Below are 20076 nucleotides of genomic sequence, written 5' to 3'. Positions count from 1 at the left end.
AGTGTGAGCGGTATGACTTTCGAACAAGCCAAGATCGTGATCGTCCTGCGCGACGACCTGCTGGGCTGGCAGGAGAACAACGTGACCGCCTTCCTCGCCAGCGCCGTGACCGCCGCGTACCCGGAGCTGGTCGGCGACATGTACCGCGACGCCGACGGGCACGAGTACCTCCCGATGCTCGGCACGCCGGTGATGGTCATGGTGGCCGACGGCGACCGGCTCGCCACGATTCGCGAGCGCGCCGCCACCCGGGGCCTGCGCATCGGCGTCTACACGGCCGACCTGTTCGCCACGGGGAACGACGTCGACAACCGGGCCGCCGTCGCGAGCGTCGCCACGGAGAAGCTCGACCTGGTGGGCGTCGCGGTCGCCGGCGAGCGCCGGGTCGTGGACAAGGTGGTCAAGGGCGCGGCCCTGCACCCCTGACCCGACGTCCGGGCGGCTTCAGGACACCAGCACCACGTGCAAGGTCCGGGGGCCGTGCACGCCCTCGACGCGTTCGAGCTCGATGTCGCTCGTCGCGCTGGGCCCGCTGATCCAGGTCAGGGGCCGGCCGGGGTCGGTGCCCAGCAGGCGCACCGCCTCGGGGACGGTCTGCACCACCTGGTCGGTCCGGACCACGCACACGTGCACGTCGGGGACCAGGGAGATCGCGCGCCGGCCCTGGTCGGGCTCGCCGTCCAGCACGATCGTCCCGGTCTCGGCGACGGCCACTCGCGCGGCGGTCACGACGGCGTCCATCCCGTCCAGCTCGGCCGCCGACAGGGGGGCGTCGCGCGAGTCGACCCGCACGTCGACCCCACCCATGGCAGAAACCCAACCCTGGTCGATCCCGTGCGGCACGACGACGGCACCGCGCGGGGTAGCCGGGGTGGTCGGTAGAACGTCAGGTGATCGGTAGTCCGAGCTGCCGACCTCCTGACGTTCTGCCGACCGCTGTGTCACCAACCCTGCCAGCAGGTCTGGGAGGTCCTCCGGGGTCGTGCGGTGCACCTCGGCCTTGTAGTCCACCAGCCGGTCGATCAGCAGCTCCAGCACGGCGTCGGAGCCGGGGGCGTGCTCACCGGCGGACCGGTACTCCCGGGGCACCGCCACCGGGGCCGCGGTCGTACCGGCAGTCCCTGTCGCGCCAGCCGTTCCCGCAACTCCGGTGGCGCCGGCCGAGCTGCCGTCCGAACCGAGCGCGCCGCGGATGCGCGAGAGGATCTCTGCCTTGGTGTCGCTCATCGCTGATCCTCTCGTCCGTCCCACCAGTCGCGGAACGTCTGCCGGGGCGGTTCCATCAGGTCCCGCGACCGCGTCCACAGGGAGCCGGGGAACGGCAGCTTCCTGATGACGCCGTTGCGCGAGATGGCGCGCAGCAGCCGCGGTACGCGGGCGGCGCGGCGGAACCGTGCGCCGTCCGCCATGGCGAAGGACGCCGCCTTCATGGCCGCGCTCCACACCCGGTCGGCGGTGTGGCCGGACGAGCCCGCCGTCAGCGACACCTCGCGGGCGCGCAGCTCCACCAGGATCGACGGGATGTCGATCTTGACGGGGCACACCTCGTAGCACGCGCCGCACAACGTCGAGGCATATGGCAGGTCCGACTCCTCGCCGGTGAGCTGCGGCGTGAGGATCGCACCGATCGGGCCGGGGTAGACCGAGCCGTAGGCGTGACCGCCCACCCGCTCGTACACGGGGCAGACGTTCAGGCAGGCCGAGCAGCGGATGCAGTGCAGCGCCGAGCGGCCGGCCTCGTCGGCGAGCACCTTGGTACGGCCGTTGTCGAGCAGCACGAGGTGGAACTCCTGCGGCCCGTCGCCCGGCGTCACGCCCGTCCACATCGACGTGTACGGGTTCATGCGCTCGCCCGTCGAGGATCGCGGCAGCAGCTGGAGGAACACCTCGAGGTCATCGAACGTCGGGATCAGCTTCTCGATCCCCATCACGGTGATCAGGGTCTCGGGCATCGTCAGGCACATGCGGCCGTTGCCCTCGGACTCGACCACGGCGAGCGTCCCGGTGTCCGCGACGGCGAAGTTGGCGCCGCTGATCGCGACCTTCGCCGAGAGGAACTTGCGCCGCAGGTGCGCGCGGGCCGCCATGGCGAGCTCGCGCGGCACGTCCGTCAGGTCCGGCGGGGCGTCCGCCATCCGCTCCAGGAAGATGTCGCGGATCTCGGTGCGGTTGCGGTGGATGGCCGGCACCAGGATGTGCGACGGCATGTCGTCGGCGAGCTGCACGATGAGCTCCGCCAGGTCCGTCTCGACCGCCGCGATGCCCTCCTCGGCGAGCGCCTCGTTGAGCCCGATCTCCTGGGTGGCCATGGACTTCACCTTGACCACCTCGTCGGTGTCCTTGGCGCGTACGAGGTCGGCGACGATCTGGTTGGCCTCGGCGGCGTCCCGTGCCCAGTGCACCACCCCGCCGCGGGCGGTGACGTTGCGCTCGAGCTCCTCGAGCAGCTCCGGCAGGCGCGCCATGACGTCCGTCTTCACGGCGGACCCTGCGTCGCGCAGCGCCTCCCAGTCGGGCACCTCGCCGACCACCCGGGCCCGCTTGGTCCGGATGGTCGACGTCGCCTTGCCCAGGTTGCGACGCAGCTGGCCGTTGTCCAGCGCTGCCTTCGCGGCGTCGGGGAACGAGGCACCCCAGTGCAGCGGGTCCTCCGGGCGCCCCACGCCCGACAGGGATCCCGGGGCGGCATCGGGGCCCGGTCCGCGGCGGTCACGTGCGGCGGGCATGCCCAGGAACGTGCTCATCGGGCCACCTCCGCCGCGGCTCCGGAACGGCCGGATCCCGGGTGCCCCGGCACGACCGGCGACTCCCGCGTGGAGGCGAGGATCTCCGCCAGGTGCATGGGACGTACGCCGGTGCCACCGCGCGAGAGGCCGCCCCCGATGTGCATCAGGCACGACCAGTCACCCGCGGTGAGCACCTCGGCTCCCGTGTCCACGACGGTCGCCACCTTGTCCTCGAGCATCGCCGCGGACGTGTCCGCGTTCTTCAGCGAGAACGTCCCACCGAACCCGCAGCAGCCCTCGGCCTCCGCGAGCGGCGCGAGCTCCAGCCCTTCGACGGCCCGCAGGAGCCGCTCGGGCTTGTCGCCGACACCGAGCATCCGCAGCGAGTGGCAGGTGGGGTGGTAGGTGACGCGGTGCGGGAACCACGCGCCGACGTCGGTCACGCCGAGCACGTCGACCAGCAGCTCGGACAGCTCGTAGGTGCGCTCGGCGACGGCGCTCGCGGCGCGTGCCTCGGAGTGCAGGCCGGCGCGCTCCAGGACCATCGACTGCTGGTGCCGGATCGACCCCGTGCACGAACCGGACGGCACGACGACGGCGCCCCACTCGCCGTCGGCCACCGGCGCGAACGTGCGCACGTGGTTCCGGACCACCGGCACGGCGTCGGCGAGATAGCCGGTGTTGACGTGCATCTGGCCGCAGCACGCCTGCCCGGCCGGGAAGACCACCTCGTGGCCCAGGCGCTCCAGGAGCGTCACGACGGCCCTCGGGGCCTGCGGGAACATGGCGTCAGCGATGCAGGTGGCCGCCAGGGCTATGCGCATGGGCACTCTCCTTCGAGGTCTGACCTCACCCTAGCCCACTGTGGACAGACCACAGAAGTACACTCGCCCGGTGAGAACCCACGAGCGCGTCCTGGCCCGGATCGAGACAGGCCTGAGCGCTGGCAAGTGGTCCATCGGCGAGCGGCTCCCGGCGGAGCGGGCGCTCGCCGAGGAGCTGGGCGTGTCCCGCCCGTCGGTGCGTGAGGCCATCCGCATCCTGGAGGCGATGGGCATCGTGCGCACCGCCGTCGGCTCGGGTCCGAGCGCGGGTGCCACCCTGATCGACCGCCCCGCGGCCGGTCTCGGTGCGGCGGTGCGGCTGCACGTGGCGTCCGGCACGCTGCCCGTGTCCGACGTCGTCCGCACGCGCGTGCTGCTCGAGGCGGGCGCCGTGCGCGACGCCGCCGCCCGGGTCACCGACGACGCCGCGCTCGCCCGGGTGCGCGCGCACGTCGAGGCGATGGCCGCACCGGACCTCGACGTCACCGCCTTCGTGGAGCACGACCAGGACTTCCACATCGAGCTCGTCCGCCTGGGCGGGAACCAGCTCGTGGAGGCGATCCTGAGCGGCATGCGGGCCGCCGTCGCCTCCTACGTGGTGACGGGTGCCGACGCGGTCGAGGCGTGGCCCAGGACTGCGGCGCGCCTCTGTGCCGAGCACCGCGCGATCGTCGACGCCGTCGCGCGGCACGACGGCGCCGAGGCCGAGCGGCTCATGCGCGAGCACATCGAGGGCTTCTACCGCGAGGCAGGGCTCGGCGAGCACTGAGCCCGGCCGCGCTCGGTCGGTGAGTGCTTGGCCGGCGGTGCTCGGCCCGGGAGGGCGATCCTCCGCAAGGCGGGTTGCCGAGAGTGGACACTGTCTACGTAGAGCAACGCACCTCGTCCGCGGCGCGCTTACCCGGCCCGGCTCACGGCCTACGCGGCACGGACCGTGGGCCGCGGCTTGTCTACCCGACCCGGCCGGGCCGGGCGCCCGTGGCCTCGACCACCGTGCGGCAGGGGTCCTCGTCCGGACCGGTGCCCGTGGCGGCACGCTCCAGCAGCTCGCGGAGCAGGGTGCGCTGCGCGGGCTCCAGCCCGGCGAGCAGATCGTCCTCCGCCGCCGCGACGCGCGCGTCCACGGTGGCGAGCAGCTCCCGGCCGCGGTCGGTGGCCACGATGCGCCGCGCCCGCCGGTCCGCGGGGTCCTGCTGTCGCTCGACGAACCCGCACTCCTCGAACGCGTCCACCAGGTAGGTCATCACTGTCCGGTCGATGCCGAGCGTCGCGGCGAGTGCGGCCTGGCTCGGCAGGTTGCCGTGCACCACCGCTGAGAGCAGCTGATAGCCGCGCGTGCCCTGCGGCAGCTCGTCGGCCGCGCCGTCGACCCGGGCGCTCCACTCGCGAAGGAGTGCGGCGAGCGACCAGCCGAACAAGGAGTGCTGACCCGTGCGGGCCTCGGTGGGCGTGGTGCTCATGCCCTCATCCTACGGGAATGTGCGGTGAACAAGAAGAGTTGTTGCTAATATCATCTTCTGCACAGACGATCTGCCGCGCCGCGCGGTGGACGACGCGACACGAGGGACACCGCACGCATGACCGACTACGGGCACGAGCTGCTGTTCGGAACGTTCATCACCCCCACCAACAGTGACCCGCAGGGTCCGGTCCGGCTCGCCCAGCTCTCGGAGCAGCTCGATCTGGACCTCGTGACCTTCCAGGACCACCCGTACCAGCCGTCGTTCCTGGACACGTGGACCCTGATGTCGTGGGTCGCAGCGCAGACCGAGCGCATCCACATCTCCGGGAACGTGCTCAACCTGGGCATGCGCCAGCCCGCCCTCGTGGCGCGGTCGGCCGCGAGCCTCGACCTGCTCAGCGGCGGCCGGTTCGAGATGGGTGTGGGTGCGGGCGGCTTCTGGGACGCGATGGCCGCGATGGGCGCCACCCGGCGCACCCCCGCCGAGTCCGTCGACGCCCTCGAGGAGGGCATCGAGATCATGCGCGGCATCTGGGACGCAGCCAACCGCACCCCGCTGCGCGTGCCGGGAGAGTTCCACCGGGTCGACGGCGCCAAGCGTGGCCCGGCCCCCGCGCACGACATCCCGATCTGGCTCGGGGCGTACAAGAAGCGGATGCTCCGCCTCACGGGCACGAAGGCCGACGGTTGGCTGCCCTCGCTGCCCTACTTCAAGGAGGGCGACCTCGCCCGGGGCAACGCGACCATCGACGAGGCCGCACAGGAGGCGGGCCGCTCGCCGAGCGAGATCCGCCGTCTGCTCAACGTGGGCGGTGCCATCACCGACCGTTCGTCCGGCCCGTTGCAGGGCCCGGCCGACCAGTGGGTCGAGGAGCTGACGCTCCTGGCGCTCGAGGACGGCGTGAGCGGGTTCATCGCCATGGGCGACGACCCGGACCAGATCCGGGCGTTCGCGCAGGAGGTGGCGCCGGCCGTGCGGGAGGCCGTGGCGGCGGAGCGCCGCTCCGCGGGCACGGTGCCTGCGGACGCCCGACGTGGTGCGGTGGCGCTGGCCGCGCGGCGGCCGGGGATCGACTACGACTCGCTCCCGCCGGAGCTCGCGACACATGCCGTCGAGCCGGGCGACCGCGAGTACGCGGCGGTGCGTCACAACTACCTCCGTTCCGGTGCGCCGGGGCTGGTGCTGCGGCCCCGGAACGCGGACGAGGTCGCATCGGGCCTGGCCTGGGCGCAGAAGCAGGGCGTCGAGCTCGCCGTCCGCTCGGCCGGGCACGGGATCTCCGGCCGATCCACGAACGACGGCGGCGTCGTGCTCGGCATGAACCGCATGCGGTCGGTCGAGGTGGTCGACGAGGCCACGCGTCGTGTGCGGATCGGCGCCGGTGCCACCTGGGGCGAGGTCGCCGCAGCGCTCGCACCGCGGGGCTGGGCGATCACGTCGGGTGATCACGGCGGTGTCGGCGTCGGCGGGCTCGGGACCACCGGTGGCATCGGCTTCCTGGGCCGGCTGCAGGGCCTGACGATCGACCACGTGGTCGCCGCCGAGGTGGTCACGGCCGACGGACGCGTGCTGCACGCCTCCCGTGACGAGCACCCCGACCTGTTCTGGGCACTGCGCGGCGCCGGCGGGAACATGGGCGTGGTGACCTGGCTGGAGATCGAGGCCGGGGCGGTCGGGGACGTCGTCTTCTCCCAGATGACGCTCGACGCGACGGACACCGCAGGGCTCCTGGAGAAGTGGGGCGCCACCGTCGAGGCTGCCCCGCGCGGACTCACCTCGTTCATGATCCTGGGTGCGGGGCGCGGCGGTCAGGCGCCGATGGCGCAGCTCATGACGGTGATCGCGGCGGAGGGCGCCGACACGGACCCGGACGACGCGATCGCCCAGCTGGAGCTGCTGGCCGACGCCGGCCCGCTGCTCGGCCACCAGGCGCAGCTGCTGCCGTACTCGGGTGTCGTGCGGAAGGAGGACGCCCACCACTCGGGTGGAGGGGACCCCTCGGCTCGCTCGGGCCTGCTCACCCACCTGGACCAGAGCACCAGCCGGGCGATCGAGCGCCTGCTGGCCACGGGGGAGTCGTACTTCACGTCCATCCGGGCGACCGGCGGCGCCGGGAACGACGTCGCGCCCGACGCGACGGCGTACGCGCACCGGCACCAGAACTTCGCGCTCTCGGCGCTCGCCTCGGACCAGGACCGGCTCAACGGGGCGTGGGACGCGGAGATCGGACCCGTGATGGACGGTTCCTACCTGTCCTTCGATACCGACAGCCGGCCCGAGCGGCTGCTGGAGGCCTTCCCCGAGCCGACGTTCACCAGGCTGCGGGCAGTGAAGGCGACGTACGACCCGTCGAACGTGTTCCGGACCAACTTCCCGATCCCGCCGAGCTCTACTCGGTGAACCTGGTCAGGGACAACGCCTTGTCCAGGCGGCCGGCGGCCAGGTCGTCGTGGCGGATCGAGAAACGTCCGAAGTAGAGGTCGGCGTCGAGGAGGAAGGTGGCGAGCGACGTCCACTCGTTCGTCACCCGGCGCTGCTCCTCCCTCACCAGGGACCGCCAATCCGCTCTCTGGAGGGTGCGCTCGCGGATCTTCTCGCGCTCGCGCCCATTGATGATCCGCTCCGCGATGGCCCGGATCACCTCGTCGTCCGGGTACCCGCCGAGATAGCCGCTCGGGAGCCCCTCGGAAGACGGCCAGAGCTCGTCGGCCAGAGCGCAGAGCTCGTCCAGGTGCGGCATGTCGCTCCTGAGCTCGCGCGCCAACTGCTGCTGGAAGAGCGTCATGTCCTCCTCGTCCGTCGTCAGGCCGTCGGGCAGCGACGCGACGAGCGTCGCGCTGACGTCGTACTGCTCGCCGACCAGCTCGGGGTTCGAGGGCGCTGCGACCGCGGTCTCGGTGCCGGCCGGTATGTGCACCACTCGCGCGTACTGCCGGCTTCTGGTGCGGGGGGCCTCATGGTCCTGTTCGTGGTCCAGGAAGAACAGCAGCGAGCCGTCCACCGGCAGGTCGAAGCCGTCGACCCTCGGCAGCGCCGCACAGTCGAGGGAGAAGATGAACGGCAGATGGCTGAACCCGTCGGACTGCCTGTCCCCCTCCACCGGCAGCCGAGGTGATCCGCCGAACCGTCCGACGGGTGCGCCGCCGTCGGAGCCGGCGAGCCCGCCCAGTCTGATCGACAGCCGGAGGTGCCCGAGGAACCTGCTGACCTCGTCGTCCGGAAGGTTCGAGGCGAGCGCCGCACGACGAAACTGTTCCCGATGACTCATGGGCCCGGATGGTGCCACGGATCTCGACGACGAGGGGCGCGGTTCCGGCCGGGCGTGGTCACGAGCGCGCGCAGCAGCCGCACCTTCCGCCGGCCGACGGACGTGACGAGCCTGCGGCACGGAACTGTGGATAACCTCGCGCGGGTGTCAGTGGAGCCCCGTAGGTTCGACAGCGTCCGGAACGGCCGGACACAATCACGACGATCACCGCAGGGGTACGCATGAACCTTGTCGCCGCCTCGCGCCTGGCGCGCGAGCTGATGGACCAGCACGGCCTGAAGGCCTGGACATTCGAGTTCGACGACGCCGTCCGGCGCGCCGGGATGTGCAGCTACGGCAAGCGCCGTATCAGCCTCTCCGCACCGCTGACCCGGATCCACGACGAACGCGAGGTGCGGGACACGATCCTGCACGAGGTGGCGCACGCGCTCGCGGGATCGAAAGCGAAGCACGGGCCGGTGTGGCGCGAGGTGGCAGTGCGGATCGGGTGCTCGGGCCGGCGGTGCGTCGACCCGTCCGCCCCCTCCATCGACGGGCCCTGGGTCGGGGTGTGCCCGGCCGGCCACAGGACGACGCGGTTCCGCCGGCCGCAGGGCATCATGTCCTGCCGGTCGTGCGGGCCGCGGTTCGCCCTGGCCCATCTCATCGCGTGGACGTACAAGGGCCGCAACGCGGCGATGGGCGAGCGGTACGACGCCCAGCTGCGCGGCGCGCTCCGCGAGGTGGGCGAGCTGCCGGAGACGGGTCCGGGAGCGGAGGAGCGCATCGTGCGGGCGGCCCTGGAGCGGGTTCCGGGCCTGACCGTCGAACCGTTCGACCTCAGCGCGCTACGTTGACCTCATGGCTACGTCGTCCGTCATCGCGCTCCCGCCCGGTGCTCCCGGCTCACGCATCATCGGTCTCGGTCATCACCAGCCACCGAAGACGCTCACCAACGATGATGTGGCCCAGCTCGTCGAGACCAACGACGAATGGATCCGGTCGCGCACCGGCATCGTCACCCGTCACGTAGCGGCTGACGACGTCACCGTCGCCGACATGGCGACGGCCGCGGCGGAGCACGCGCTCGCCGACGCGGGGGTGATCGCCGACCAGGTCGACCTGGTGATCGTGGCGACGGCCACCAACGACGACCGTTCGCCGAACACCGCCGGGCGGGTGGCCTACGCGCTGCGCACCGGGGTCCAGCCGGGCGCCTCGACGCCGGAGGGCGAGGAGGCGCCGGACCTGCGCAACGTTGTGGGCCCTGCGGCGATGGACCTCAATGTGGCCTGCTCCGGCTTCGCGCACGCGGTCGGCGTGGCCGACCAGGCGATCCGTACCGGTTCGGCGCGCACGGCGGTGGTGATCGGCGCGGAGAAGCTCACCGCGTACACGGACTGGACCGACCGCTCGACGTGCATCCTGACTGCCGACGGCGCGGGTGCGGCGGTGCTGCAGGCGGCCGACTCGCCCGCCGTCGGGCCGGTGGTGTGGGGCACGGAGCCGGAGCTCACGCCCGCGGTGCGGATCGAGGTGCCCGAGGTGAAGTTCCAGCAGGACGGCCGGGCGGTCTTCAAGTGGGCCATCACGCGGGCCGCGGACCGGGCGCGCGACATCGTCGCCCGGTCCGGGCTCGGCCTCGACGACATCGAGGTGCTGGTGGCGCACCAGGCCAACCTGCGGATCATCGAGCCGCTGGCGAAAGCCCTCGGGCTGGAGGGCAAGGTGGTGGTCACGGACATCACGGAGTCGGGCAACACGTCGGCGGCGTCGATCCCCATGGGACTGTCGAAGTGGTGGCATGCGGGCAAGATCCCGGCCGGCGTGCCCGCGTTGCTGTTCGGGTTCGGCGGCGGGTTCGCGTGGGCCGGACAGGTGGTACTGACGCCCGACCGGTGAGCCCGGCGCGGGGAGGGATCATGGACAGCGCTTTCCGAGCGCCGTATCGTTTCAGTCCCATCCCACCTACCCGACGTCGATGACGACCGAAGGAGCTCTCCACCGATGCCCGAGCCGACCACTGAGCCGACCACTGAGCCGACCACTGAGCCGATCACCGGTCCGACACAAGAGCCCGTGCCGCCGTCGGGCCCGCTGCCCGAGGGACGCCGCCGCTACGCGGTGGTCGGAACGGGGCACCGCGCGTCCATGTACATCAACGCCCTGATCGGTACGCACGCGCCGGACGGGGAGATCGTCGCCTGGGTGGAGCCCAACCCCGTGCGTGCCGCGGCCTACGAGGCCCGGGTGGCGGCGGCGCTCGGGGGCATCCGCCCCGTGTACGCGCCGGACGACCTCGAGAAGGCGATCGCCGAGCACTCCGTCGACCGCGTGATCGTCACGTCGGTCGACCGCACCCACGGGGACCTGGTGGCGCGTGCGCTCCGGGCCGGCGCCGACGTCGTCGTGGAGAAGCCCATCGCGGCACACGCGGACCAGGCCCGCGAGATCGTGGACGCCGTCGCCGAGACGGGCCGGGACCTCGTCACGACGTTCAACTACCGCTACTCGCCCCGCAACAGCGCGCTGCGCGAGGTGATCGCGAGCGGCGAGATCGGCCGGGTGCTGTCCGTGCACTTCGACTGGGCCCTCGACACCGTGCACGGCGCCGACTACTTCCGCCGCTGGCACCGCGAGAAGGTCAACAACGGTGGCCTCCTCGTGCACAAGTCGAGCCACCACTTCGACCTGGTCAACTGGTGGATCGACGGCGTGCCGCAGCGCGTCTTCGCCACCGGCGGCCGGCGCTTCTACGGTGACGACGGCGCGCACGAGACCGAGTACGAGCCCACCGAGGCCGAGCGCGCGCTGAACGAGCGCGGCATCGACCCGTGGCAGCTCTCCGTCGAGAAGAACGAGTGGCTGTCCGCGCTGTACGGGCCCGAGGCCCAGGCCGTGGACGGTTACGTGCGCAACCGGTCGGTGTTCGACGCCGGGATCACCACCGAGGACACGCTCGGGCTCGTCGTCGAGTACGAGGGCGGCGCCCTGCTGACCTACTCGCTCACCGCGCACGCGCCGTGGGAGGGCTACCGCGTGGTGGTGAACGGTACGCGCGGCAGGGCGGAGCTCGAGGTCGTGGAGCGTGGCTCGGTCGAGTTCGGTGACAACGGCGCGGCGGTCCTCGACCCGAGCGCCACCGAGGTGTTCGCGGGTGACGACGTGCGGCCCATCGGAGAACGCCTCGTGGTGCAGCGGCACTGGGAGCGGGCGGAGGAGCGGCCGATCGTGCGCGGCGGCGGCGGGCACGGCGGCGGTGACGCACTGCTGCTGGCCAGCGTCTTCGCACCGGCCGCGGAGCCGGACCCGCTGGGCCGGGTCGCCGGGTACGTCGACGGCGTCCGGGCGTCGTCGGTGGGCTACGCGGGCAACCGCTCGCTCGAGACGGGCGACCCGGTCCGCATCGAGGACCTGAACCTGGGCGTCTGACCCCGATCGCGGTCTCGACAGGCCCGACCACCTTCGGTCGAGCCTGTCGAGACCCTGGTCAGGCGCCCTGCCGGCTACCGGGGGAGGTCGGAGTCAAGGACGCCCGCGCCCGCGGCAGCCGGGACCACCCACGGCACCGCGGCTGCAGGGAGCAGCCGGTACCGGTACGCGTCGGAGGGCGTCCAGCGGGCCTCGTCGGCCAGTGGTGTCGACGCCGTCGCGTTGTACGCCGCCAGGAGATCCGCCCGCCGGCCGTTCAGCACGGTGCCGGACTCGCTCAGCATCGTGCCGCCGTACGCGCCCACGACGTGCGCGGGGTCGGTCCCGCGCGCCAGCGTCACCGCGTTGTTCTCGACGACGAGGCTCGACTCCTTGCCCGCGCCCCAGTAGTACTGGAACCCGCCCGTCTCGGCCTGTCGGCGGGTCTGCCGGTAGTAGTTGTTGTACGCGTGCACGTCGCCGAACCGGACCCGCGGCGCGCGCTGGCCGATGTCCTGCCAGTAGTTGTGGTGCAGCGTCACGCGGTGCTGCCCACGGTCCTGGAGGCGCGAGTCGGACGAGCCGATCAGCATCGTCTTGTCGTGGCTGAGGAACCTGTTGTACGACACCGTCACGAGGTCGGAGCCGTGAGTGATGTCGAGCAGGCCGTCGTGCACCTCGAACGGCCGCCCGAAGACGACGGGGAGCGAGTCGGCGGGGTGCGCGCCGTCGTCGAACGTGGAGTGGTCCACCCACACGCTGGTCGACGTCCACAGCGACACGTTGTCGTAGGCGGAGTTCCAGTTGCCGGTGTCCCCGTCACCCGGGTCCCACTGCGGGAAGCAGTCATAGCCGTCGGAGAAGCGCAGGTTCCGCAGGATGACGTTGTGCGCGTCCCGCACGCGTAGGTTCGCACCGGAGATCTGGGCGTCGTCGCCCACGCCCACGATCGTCACGTTCGAGCCGACGTGCTGCTGGGTCTGGGCGGCCTGCAGGCTCGCGGCCCGGACCCGAGCCTCCTCCAGGGGCCCGGCCGGATCGGCCCAGCCCCACGGCCCGGACGGGTCGTAGTGCGCGATGTAGTCGTCCATCGAGAACGGCTCGCCCGTGTCCCCAACGGTCACCTGTGACGCGAAGTCGTCGCAGGTCAGCTGGGTTCCGTCCGGGGCCGTGAAGGCGTCCAGCGGGCCCGTGACGTAGACGATCCGCGGGGTCACGTTGCGACGCGCGTCGGTCTGGCTGCCGCCCTCCCGGCCGGCGAGCGCGTCCCGCAGCTCCTGCCAGGTGTCCACCTCGTACACCTCGGCCGGCGCGGCCGCCGCCCCGCCCGTCGTGGGTCCGGCCTGCCGCTCCACACCGTCGGGGAACGTGGGGCCGGACCAGGCGGCCCAGCCGTCGTCGGCCCGGATGGTCTCGCGGCCCAGGTCGGCGCGGTGCCCGCGGCTCGGGTGCCGGTCCGGTGCGTGGCCGACGGCGGCGGCCGCCGGCCCCGCGGCAGGGCTGGCCGCAGCCGGCTGCCCGGCGGCGATCAGGGCGCCCGCCATGCCGACGGTCAGTGCCAGGGGTAGCACGAGGGACCGGCTGAACTGGTTGCGGGTCGGCAGCGCGAGGGCGCGCTCCGCCGTCGGGCCGACGGTTCGGCGCGGATGCGCGGATGGTGGTGTTCGCATGTGACTCCTTCGTCCATGACACCGGTCGTCCCGACGATGGGAAACCGGTTTCTCACACGATGCCAGTCAGCCTGCTCCACCACAAGACCCGTGTGCGGCGGACCTCGAGCTTCACCTGGGCAGGAGCTCGCGCCGTCCGCCGTCAGCCCATGAGCGCGCCGACGGCGACCAGGACGGGGACGCAGAGCGCCGTCGTCCAGACCGTCGCACGCGCGGCCACACCGTCGAACACGCCGTACCGGGTCGCGTACGTGGTGACGTTCACGGCCGTGGGCAGGGCGGCCATCGTGACGACGAGCGCGAGGGCGGCCGGGTCGAGGCCGACGGCGGTACCGACGCCCCACGCCGCCAGGGGGTGCAGCACGTTGCGCACCAGGACGGCGAGCGCGACGACCGCCCGCACCAGCACCTGGTCGCGGCCCGTCCACCAGGGAGTCGACGCCGCGTTCGACCCCGGAACGGATGCCGGAGCCTGCTCCGGCCCCGATGCCGGCGAAACACCGGAGTCCTGCTGTGACTCGGTGTCCGCCGCCGGCGGGGTGAGCGCGGGCATCGGGACGGCGAGGGTCATCCCGAACGTCAGCAGGCCGAGCGGCGGAGCGGCGGTGCCGATCAGGTCGAAGGGGATCAGGGCGACGTCGGGCAGCCGTGCGCCGGTCAGCTCGCTCACCAGGGCGACCAGCAGGCCCGCGAGCGTGCCGACCGTGATCGGGTTCCGGACGGCCGCGAGCAGGACGCGGACCACCGACGACCAGCCCGACCGAGCAGCGGTCCGAGGCGCCCCGGCCGCACCCCCGGACGCACTCCCGGCCGCGGCACCGGAACGGTCGAGCACGGCAAGCGTCAGGGGCGCGAGCACGAGCAGCTGGAAGAGCAGGGTCGGCACCACGGCGAGCGCGTCGTCGAACAGGTAGACGGCCAGCGGGATCCCGATGTTGCCGCCGTTGACGTAGACGGCGGCGAGCGTCGTCACGGCGGCCGGACCGGCCGGAAGCCGCAGCACCCAGCGTGCCACCGCCGCGGTGAGCAGGGCGAGCGCGGCGGTGGTGGCCCAGGTGACCGCCGCGCCGCGCGACACGACGTGCGCGAGGTCGGTGCCCGCGAGCGTGCTGAACATCAGCGCCGGGGCGCAGATCGTGAACGACAGCGTGGCGAGGACCGCGCGCGCCCCCACCTCACCGCGCGGAGCGTCCGGTCCGCCGCCGCGGGAGATCCGGTGGCCGCTGAGCAGGCCGCGCCGCTGGATCACCCAGCCGAGCGCGACGATGCAGCCCATGGAGGCGATGGCAGTCAGGACGGAAAACACGCGAGCACCCTCCCACGGTCGGGCGCGTCAGCTCCCGACCGTCCACGGAGCGCCCAGCTCCGTGAACGTGCGCTGCTCACGCGCGGCCCGCTCGCACCACTCGGCGACGTCGTGCACCACCGGGTGCCGGGTGTCGCCCTCGGGGTTGCCCTGGCTGCCGCCGGGAACCGCGGCGATGCCGTCCATCCAGTCCACGAACGTGTCCCCGATCGGTGCGGGGTCGGGAGCGGTGCGCACCGCTTCGAGCACCTGCATGAACGCGCCGGTGTCCCGGACGTCGCACAGGAGCCGTTCCCCGGTGCGCGCTCGGAGCAGGTTCTCCAGCAGCCCGGTCCGTCCGTACTGCTTCTCGGCGACGACGCGTCCGGTGCGCAGGCGCACGACGTCGTGCTCGTACTCGAGCTCGATCTCGCCGGCGGTCCCCTGCACGACCACCCGCGCCGGGGTGCGCTCCGCGGCGCACAGCGTGAGCCCGAACCCGTAACGTGTCCCGTCGGTGCCGACGGCCCGCAGCGACGAGGTGTCGTCGGCCTCGATCGGGTTGGCCCGCCACAGGTCCGTGTTCACGTAGGCGAGGTCCGTGCTGCTCCGGGCGCCGCCGACCCACAGCGCGGTCGCCACGGCGTGTGCCAGGGGGTTCGTCACCACGCCGTCGACCACCGCGCGGTCGCCCATGCGCCGTCGCCCCGCCCACGGAGAGCGCGCCCAGTACGCGGCGGTCCGGACCCACGTCCCGATCGCGCCGATCCCGGTCACCTGGCCCACCTCGCCGCGCGCGATCAGGTCGACGACGGCGGGCAGCGCGTGCGACCCGAAGGTCTGGAACCCGACCTGGCACAGCCGTCCGGTCCGCTCGGTGACGGCCACCAGTTCTGCGTGCTCGGCGAGCGAGGCGGTGGTGGGCTTCTCGAGCAGCACGTCGATGCCCGCCTCCGTCGCGGCACGGGCGAGCGGCAGGTGCGTGTGGATGGGCGTGGAGAGCACCACGACGTCGGGCAGCGCGTCGGCACCCGCCGACAGCAGGTCACCCAGGCTCGCGAACCATGACGCCGGGGCGTCGTCCGGCTCCCGCGGGTCGACGACGGCGCTCAGCCGCGCCAGCCCTCTGTTCTCGAGCTCCGCGACCGTCCGCAGGTGTGAGCCGCCGTGGCCGTGGATGCCCACCACCGCGACCTTCGGCAGGCTCACCGCTGGCCGCCGTCAGTCAGGTCGGCGGCCAGTGCTGCGGCGGCCGCGCTCGTGAGCTCGGTGTCGAGCAGCACCGCGACGAGGTCGAGCTGCACGGAACCGCCCGCCGGGACGAGCAGCGGCGCGTCCCAGGCGAGCGCGGGGCACGCGCCGGGGTACTCCGCGGAGCGCAGGAACCACGGCCTGACCTGACCCGGCTGCACCAGCAGCAGGGTCGTGGACCGGCCACCCTGGCGCTGCACGAACGCGACCCACGGCGACGAGCTGCCGTGCGCACGGTTCTCGCCCGTGCCCGCCGCGGACAGGACGGACGTGCTCTCGGCGATCGGCAGCCGCCAGAACAGGCCGCCGTAGCCGGCGCCCGGCCTGCCGTTGGTCGCGGGCGACCGGATCTCCAGCGGGCCGTGGTCGGCGTGCAGCGTGGAACGCCAGTCGAGCACCCAGCCGGGCGCCGCGGCGGATCCGGGAGCCTGGGGGAGCAGGCGCGCCGTGATGCGTCGCTCCTCCCGCAGCTGCGGTTCGCCGTGCTCGTCGGACCACAGCACGTCCTCCACCAGCACCTCGCCGGCCTCGGCACCGGCGCCGACCGGTCGTGAGTCGGGAGCGGCGTCGACCCGGATGCCCTCCGACGTCTGCCGGCCGTGGTTCTTCAGCAGCGTGGGGCCGACGTCCTCGATGAAGGTGCGGCCGCCCCAGTGGCTGGTGCCGTTCACGTCGGGCACCGCGATACCGACGCCGTAGTGGTGCCGGTGGTCGACCGGGCTCACGTCGGTGAGCGGCACGCCGGCCAGGGTGTGCACCGGATGCAGGTAGGGGCGCCGGGCGTGCACCTTCGGCATGCGGCCGCCGGCGTCCCGCCGTACCAGCTCCAGTCCGTCGCCGCAGGTCAGCATCACGGCGTCGGTATCGGGATCCGCGGGTACCGACCAGGCGGGGGCGGCCGTGGGCGGCACGGTGGGGATCTCCTCCCGTCGCACGGGGGCGACGTCGTCGTCCGTGATGTGCACGCGTTCCGGCCCCTGTCGTACGGGCCCGGTACTGCCGCGCACCTCCAGGCTGGGCGTGAATCGGGCAGAGCTTGCGGGGTGGGCATCGTCGTCGATCACGGCGTGCAGCTCCCTCCAGGCGTGGCGGCCGAGCTCGGCCTGCGGCACCGCGACCGTCGTCAGCGCGGGTGTGGCGTAGCGGGACAGTTCGATGTCGTCGAAGCCGGCGACCGAGATGTCGGCGGGCACGGCTACTCCGGCCTCGTTCAGGCCTGCGAGCAGGCCGAACGCGACAAGGTCGTTGAAGGCCACCGCTGCGGTGGCCCGGGTCGCCAGGACGGCGGGCGCGGCGAGGTGGCCCGCCTGGATGTCCGGCCCGGCGGGCAGGTCGAGGATCTCGAGGTCGGCGTGCAGCTTCTGGGCACGGGCGAGGCCGGCCCGGCGCAGCTCGTCGGAGGCGCTGCGTACCGGGCCACCCAGGTAGACGATGCGGCGGTGGCCGAGCGACACGAGGTGCTGGACCACCTGGAGGGCGGCGTCCTCGTAGTCCACGACCAGGCTGGGGGCCGCCCCGCCGGTCTCCCGGTTGACCAGGACCACCGGCTCGACATCGGCGATGAGCGCGCTCAGCTCCGCGTCCCCGATGCGTGGTGACACCAGCACCAGGGCGTCGCAGCGCATGCGAGCCTCGAGCGCGATGGCGCCCTCCTGCTGGTCGTCCTCCACCGTGTCCGCGACGAGCACGCGGTAGCCGTCCTCCGCCGCGCCGTCCATGACCCCGCGCAGGATCTGCTGGAACACGGGATTGCCCAGGTCAGGTACCACGAGGGCGACGGTCTGGGTGCGACCGAGGGCGAGGCTCCGCGCGGCGTTGCTGGGCCGGTAGCTCAGCCCTGCCGCGGCTTCGCGCACGCGTTCCGCGATGGCCGCGTCGACGGTGCTCCGCCCGTTCATCACGCGCGAGACGGTCGCCCGTGACACGCCGGCCGCCGTCGCGACATCCCCGATCGTGGCCGTGACACGGCGCTGACCTGCACGCTGACCGGTCTCCCGTGCGCTGCCGCTGACCATCTGCTCTCCGTCCGTCACCTTCGTCCGACCGGATGTGCGGGGCGTCCGGCGACTTCGTCGGCGTGGCACCCCTGCTACCGGTTTCCCGATGTGACGGTACACCATGGGAAACCGGTTCCTCGTGTGGTACGTTCCTCCACCAGAGACCGGTTTCTCACCGATGGGGCCGGGGATCGACGACGATCCGGGAGGACAAACCGATGCGCCGCCTGAACCACGAGCCCGGACCCTGGCGGTCCGAGCCACCACCCGCCACCACGGGGGTGAGGACATGTCAGTGATCCAGGAGCTCTCCCGCAGCAAGCGGAGCGTCAGCCCACGCAGGAAGGGTGACGGTCGCTGGGCGCTCTTCTTCCTCGCGCCCTGGTTCGTGGGCCTGGCGCTCATCACGGCCGGACCCATGGGCGCGTCCCTGTACCTGTCCTTCACGGACTACGACCTGCTCTCGGCGCCCGAGTGGGTCGGCTTCGAGAACTACACGCGGATGTTCGACGACCCGCGGTTCGTCAACTCCATCGGCGTCACGTTCACGTACGTGTTCGTGTCGGTGCCGCTGCAGCTCGCCGCGGCACTGGGCCTGGCCCTGCTGCTCGACAAGGGCATGCGCGGGCTCGCCCTGTACCGCTCCGTGTACTACCTGCCCTCCCTGCTCGGCGGGTCGGTGGCCATCGCGATCCTGTGGCGCCAGATCTTCGGCGCGGACGGCCTGGTCAACCAGGTGCTGGCGCTCTTCGGGGTGCAGGGCCAGGGCTGGGTGTCGCACCCGGACTACGCGCTCGGCACGCTCATGGCGCTCAACGTCTGGACGTTCGGCGCCCCCATGGTGATCTTCCTGGCGGGCCTGCGGCAGATCCCGCAGATGTACTACGAGGCGGCCTCGATCGACGGCGCGAGCAAATTCCGCCAGTTCCGGTCGGTCACGCTGCCCCTGCTGACGCCGATCATCTTCTTCAACCTCGTGCTGCAGCTCATCGAGGCCTTCCAGTCCTTCACCAGGGCGTTCGTGGTGAGCGGCGGTAACGGTGGCCCGTCCGACTCCACCCTGCTCTACACGCTCTACCTCTACCTCAAGGGGTTCGGCTCGCTCGACATGGGTTACGCGTCGGCGATGGCCTGGTTCCTGCTGCTGATCATCGGCGGCATGACGGTAGTCAACTTCCTCGCCTCCAAGTACTGGGTCTTCTACGATGACTGACGCCACGACGTCCACACAGACCGTGACGACGACGGCAGCGCTGCCGCCGTCCGACAGCGACGTGCCTCCCGGTACCGAGGACCGTCGTCCGACCGCCAGGCCTCGCGGCCGGCAGGTGCGAGCCAAGGTGGGCAGCGTCCTCAAGCACGCGGGCCTGATCGCCTTCGGCTTCGTGATGCTGTACCCGCTGCTCTGGATGGTGGCCAGCTCGTTCAAGCCGAACGCGCTGATCTTCCGCGAGCCCGGGCTGATCCCCACCGACATCGACCTGTCCAACTACACGGACGGGTGGAACGCGCTGCTGCACCCGTTCAGCCACTACCTGATCAACTCGGCGATCATCGTGCTCGGGTCGGTGCTCGGGAACCTGCTCTCGTGCTCGCTGGCGGCCTACGCGTTCGCGCGGCTGGAGTTCAAGGGCAAGCGGCTGTGGTTCGCGGTCATGCTCATGTCGATCATGCTGCCGATCCACGTCGTCATCGTTCCGCAGTACGTGCTGTTCTCCCAGCTCGAGTGGATCAACACGTTCCTGCCGCTGATCGTGCCCAAGCTGTTGGCCACCGACGCGTTCTTCATCTTCCTGATGGTCCAGTTCTTCCGCGGGATCCCGCGCGAGCTGGACGAGGCGGCAACGCTGGACGGCGCCAACCACCTGCGCATCTACCTGCAGCTCATGCTGCCGCTGTCGATGCCGGCTCTCGCCACCACGGCGATCTTCACGTTCATCTGGACCTGGAACGACTTCTTCAGCCAGCTGATCTTCCTGACCCGGCCCGAGATGTACACGGTGCCGATCGCCCTGCGCACCTTCGTCGACTCCACGGGCAACAGCTCGTGGGGGTCGCTCTTCGCGATGTCGATCGTGTCGCTGATACCCGTCTTCATCGCCTTCCTTTTCGGACAGAAGTACCTGGTCAAGGGCATCGCGACCACCGGAATCAAGTAGTTCCGCCCGCGCTGCGACAACGACGTCAACGACACCGAAGGAG

At 72.0% G+C, this 20076-nt stretch carries 17 protein-coding genes; 8 read left to right on the top strand and 9 right to left on the bottom strand.

Features of this window, described 5'->3' with window-relative positions:
* Positions 1–12 precede the first annotated feature (12 nt).
* A complete protein-coding gene (locus tag LUU90_RS03330; protein ID WP_275001858.1) occupies positions 13–426 on the top strand; it encodes a DUF2000 domain-containing protein in 414 nt (137 codons plus the stop codon).
* Between the two features lie 18 nt (positions 427–444).
* On the opposite strand, the gene LUU90_RS03325 is transcribed toward LUU90_RS03330, so the two are convergent.
* Genes LUU90_RS03325 through LUU90_RS03315 form a run of 3 tightly spaced genes read right to left on the bottom strand, consistent with a single transcriptional unit; the run spans position 445 to position 3550 of the window.
* Positions 445–1227: a LutC/YkgG family protein gene (locus tag LUU90_RS03325; protein WP_275001857.1), complete on the bottom strand. Its 783-nt coding sequence runs from the start codon at positions 1225–1227 to the stop codon at positions 445–447.
* Entirely contained in the window at positions 1224–2744 is a 1521-nt protein-coding gene (locus tag LUU90_RS03320) for a LutB/LldF family L-lactate oxidation iron-sulfur protein (RefSeq protein ID WP_275001856.1), read from the bottom strand. Before LUU90_RS03320 ends, LUU90_RS03325 begins: the two co-directional genes overlap by 4 nt.
* Positions 2741–3550: a (Fe-S)-binding protein gene (locus tag LUU90_RS03315; RefSeq protein ID WP_275001855.1), complete on the bottom strand. Its 810-nt coding sequence runs from the start codon at positions 3548–3550 to the stop codon at positions 2741–2743. Before LUU90_RS03315 ends, LUU90_RS03320 begins: the two co-directional genes overlap by 4 nt.
* A gap of 70 nt (positions 3551–3620) precedes the next feature.
* Between LUU90_RS03315 and LUU90_RS03310 the strand changes: the two genes are divergently transcribed.
* On the top strand, positions 3621–4319 hold the full coding sequence (locus LUU90_RS03310; protein WP_275001854.1) for a FadR/GntR family transcriptional regulator: 699 nt from the start codon (positions 3621–3623) through the stop codon (positions 4317–4319).
* Between the two features lie 181 nt (positions 4320–4500).
* Here the strand turns inward: LUU90_RS03310 and LUU90_RS03305 are convergent, their stop codons facing one another.
* A complete protein-coding gene (locus tag LUU90_RS03305; protein ID WP_275001853.1) occupies positions 4501–5010 on the bottom strand; it encodes a MarR family winged helix-turn-helix transcriptional regulator in 510 nt (169 codons plus the stop codon).
* 117 nt (positions 5011–5127) lie between these two features.
* Here LUU90_RS03305 and LUU90_RS03300 point away from each other — a divergent pair, with 117 nt between their 5' ends.
* Positions 5128–7413 carry an LLM class flavin-dependent oxidoreductase gene (locus tag LUU90_RS03300; RefSeq protein WP_275001851.1) on the top strand — a complete coding sequence of 762 codons (2286 nt, stop codon included), beginning with the start codon at positions 5128–5130 and terminating at the stop codon, positions 7411–7413.
* On the opposite strand, the gene LUU90_RS03295 is transcribed toward LUU90_RS03300, so the two are convergent.
* Positions 7403–8281, bottom strand: coding sequence for a DUF1963 domain-containing protein (locus tag LUU90_RS03295; RefSeq protein WP_275001850.1), 879 nt, complete (start codon positions 8279–8281; stop codon positions 7403–7405). The two genes, LUU90_RS03300 and LUU90_RS03295, sit on opposite strands and share 11 nt — an antisense overlap.
* Before the next feature lie 221 nt (positions 8282–8502).
* On the opposite strand from LUU90_RS03295, the gene LUU90_RS03290 reads away from it, so the two are divergent.
* From LUU90_RS03290 to LUU90_RS03280, 3 genes are all read left to right on the top strand, one after another.
* On the top strand, positions 8503–9117 hold the full coding sequence (locus LUU90_RS03290) for a SprT-like domain-containing protein (protein ID WP_275001849.1): 615 nt from the start codon (positions 8503–8505) through the stop codon (positions 9115–9117).
* A gap of 4 nt (positions 9118–9121) precedes the next feature.
* Positions 9122–10162, top strand: a complete 1041-nt coding sequence (locus tag LUU90_RS03285) for a 3-oxoacyl-[acyl-carrier-protein] synthase III C-terminal domain-containing protein (RefSeq protein WP_275001848.1) — start codon at positions 9122–9124, stop codon at positions 10160–10162.
* A 105-nt stretch (positions 10163–10267) separates the two neighbouring features.
* Positions 10268–11692 carry a Gfo/Idh/MocA family protein gene (locus tag LUU90_RS03280; protein ID WP_275001847.1) on the top strand — a complete coding sequence of 475 codons (1425 nt, stop codon included), beginning with the start codon at positions 10268–10270 and terminating at the stop codon, positions 11690–11692.
* 74 nt (positions 11693–11766) lie between these two features.
* On the opposite strand, the gene LUU90_RS03275 is transcribed toward LUU90_RS03280, so the two are convergent.
* From LUU90_RS03275 to LUU90_RS03260, 4 genes are all read right to left on the bottom strand, one after another.
* The gene (locus LUU90_RS03275) at positions 11767–13341 is read right to left on the bottom strand and encodes a pectate lyase family protein (protein WP_275001846.1); all 1575 of its coding nucleotides are present in this window, start codon (positions 13339–13341) and stop codon (positions 11767–11769) included.
* Positions 13342–13483: 142 nt separating this feature from the next.
* The gene (locus tag LUU90_RS03270) at positions 13484–14647 is read right to left on the bottom strand and encodes an AEC family transporter (protein WP_275001845.1); all 1164 of its coding nucleotides are present in this window, start codon (positions 14645–14647) and stop codon (positions 13484–13486) included.
* A gap of 27 nt (positions 14648–14674) precedes the next feature.
* A complete protein-coding gene (locus LUU90_RS03265; RefSeq protein ID WP_275001844.1) occupies positions 14675–15835 on the bottom strand; it encodes a Gfo/Idh/MocA family protein in 1161 nt (386 codons plus the stop codon).
* Positions 15832–17892, bottom strand: coding sequence for a DUF6807 family protein (locus LUU90_RS03260; RefSeq protein WP_275001843.1), 2061 nt, complete (start codon positions 17890–17892; stop codon positions 15832–15834). The genes LUU90_RS03265 and LUU90_RS03260 overlap by 4 nt, the downstream gene beginning before the upstream one ends.
* Positions 17893–18163: 271 nt before the next feature.
* Between LUU90_RS03260 and LUU90_RS03255 the strand changes: the two genes are divergently transcribed.
* Positions 18164–19087, top strand: a complete 924-nt coding sequence (locus LUU90_RS03255) for a carbohydrate ABC transporter permease (protein ID WP_275001842.1) — start codon at positions 18164–18166, stop codon at positions 19085–19087.
* Positions 19080–20033: a carbohydrate ABC transporter permease gene (locus LUU90_RS03250; RefSeq protein WP_275001840.1), complete on the top strand. Its 954-nt coding sequence runs from the start codon at positions 19080–19082 to the stop codon at positions 20031–20033. Before LUU90_RS03255 ends, LUU90_RS03250 begins: the two co-directional genes overlap by 8 nt.
* Positions 20034–20076: the final 43 nt, after the last annotated feature.

The sequence above is a fragment of the Promicromonospora iranensis genome, from assembly GCF_028994775.1.
Taxonomy (GTDB): domain Bacteria; phylum Actinomycetota; class Actinomycetes; order Actinomycetales; family Cellulomonadaceae; genus Promicromonospora; species Promicromonospora iranensis_A.
This window is presented reverse-complemented; position numbering and strand designations above follow the sequence as displayed.

Coding starts and splice junctions, on each gene's coding strand:
- LUU90_RS03330 (WP_275001858.1), top strand. CDS start 13: ATGACTTTCGAACAAGCCAAGATCGTGATCGTCCTGCGCGACGACCTG.
- LUU90_RS03325 (WP_275001857.1), bottom strand. CDS start 1,227: ATGAGCGACACCAAGGCAGAGATCCTCTCGCGCATCCGCGGCGCGCTC.
- LUU90_RS03320 (WP_275001856.1), bottom strand. CDS start 2,744: ATGAGCACGTTCCTGGGCATGCCCGCCGCACGTGACCGCCGCGGACCG.
- LUU90_RS03315 (WP_275001855.1), bottom strand. CDS start 3,550: ATGCGCATAGCCCTGGCGGCCACCTGCATCGCTGACGCCATGTTCCCG.
- LUU90_RS03305 (WP_275001853.1), bottom strand. CDS start 5,010: ATGAGCACCACGCCCACCGAGGCCCGCACGGGTCAGCACTCCTTGTTC.
- LUU90_RS03300 (WP_275001851.1), top strand. CDS start 5,128: ATGACCGACTACGGGCACGAGCTGCTGTTCGGAACGTTCATCACCCCC.
- LUU90_RS03295 (WP_275001850.1), bottom strand. CDS start 8,281: ATGAGTCATCGGGAACAGTTTCGTCGTGCGGCGCTCGCCTCGAACCTT.
- LUU90_RS03290 (WP_275001849.1), top strand. CDS start 8,503: ATGAACCTTGTCGCCGCCTCGCGCCTGGCGCGCGAGCTGATGGACCAG.
- LUU90_RS03285 (WP_275001848.1), top strand. CDS start 9,122: ATGGCTACGTCGTCCGTCATCGCGCTCCCGCCCGGTGCTCCCGGCTCA.
- LUU90_RS03280 (WP_275001847.1), top strand. CDS start 10,268: ATGCCCGAGCCGACCACTGAGCCGACCACTGAGCCGACCACTGAGCCG.
- LUU90_RS03275 (WP_275001846.1), bottom strand. CDS start 13,341: ATGCGAACACCACCATCCGCGCATCCGCGCCGAACCGTCGGCCCGACG.
- LUU90_RS03260 (WP_275001843.1), bottom strand. CDS start 17,892: ATGGTCAGCGGCAGCGCACGGGAGACCGGTCAGCGTGCAGGTCAGCGC.
- LUU90_RS03255 (WP_275001842.1), top strand. CDS start 18,164: ATGTCAGTGATCCAGGAGCTCTCCCGCAGCAAGCGGAGCGTCAGCCCA.
- LUU90_RS03250 (WP_275001840.1), top strand. CDS start 19,080: ATGACTGACGCCACGACGTCCACACAGACCGTGACGACGACGGCAGCG.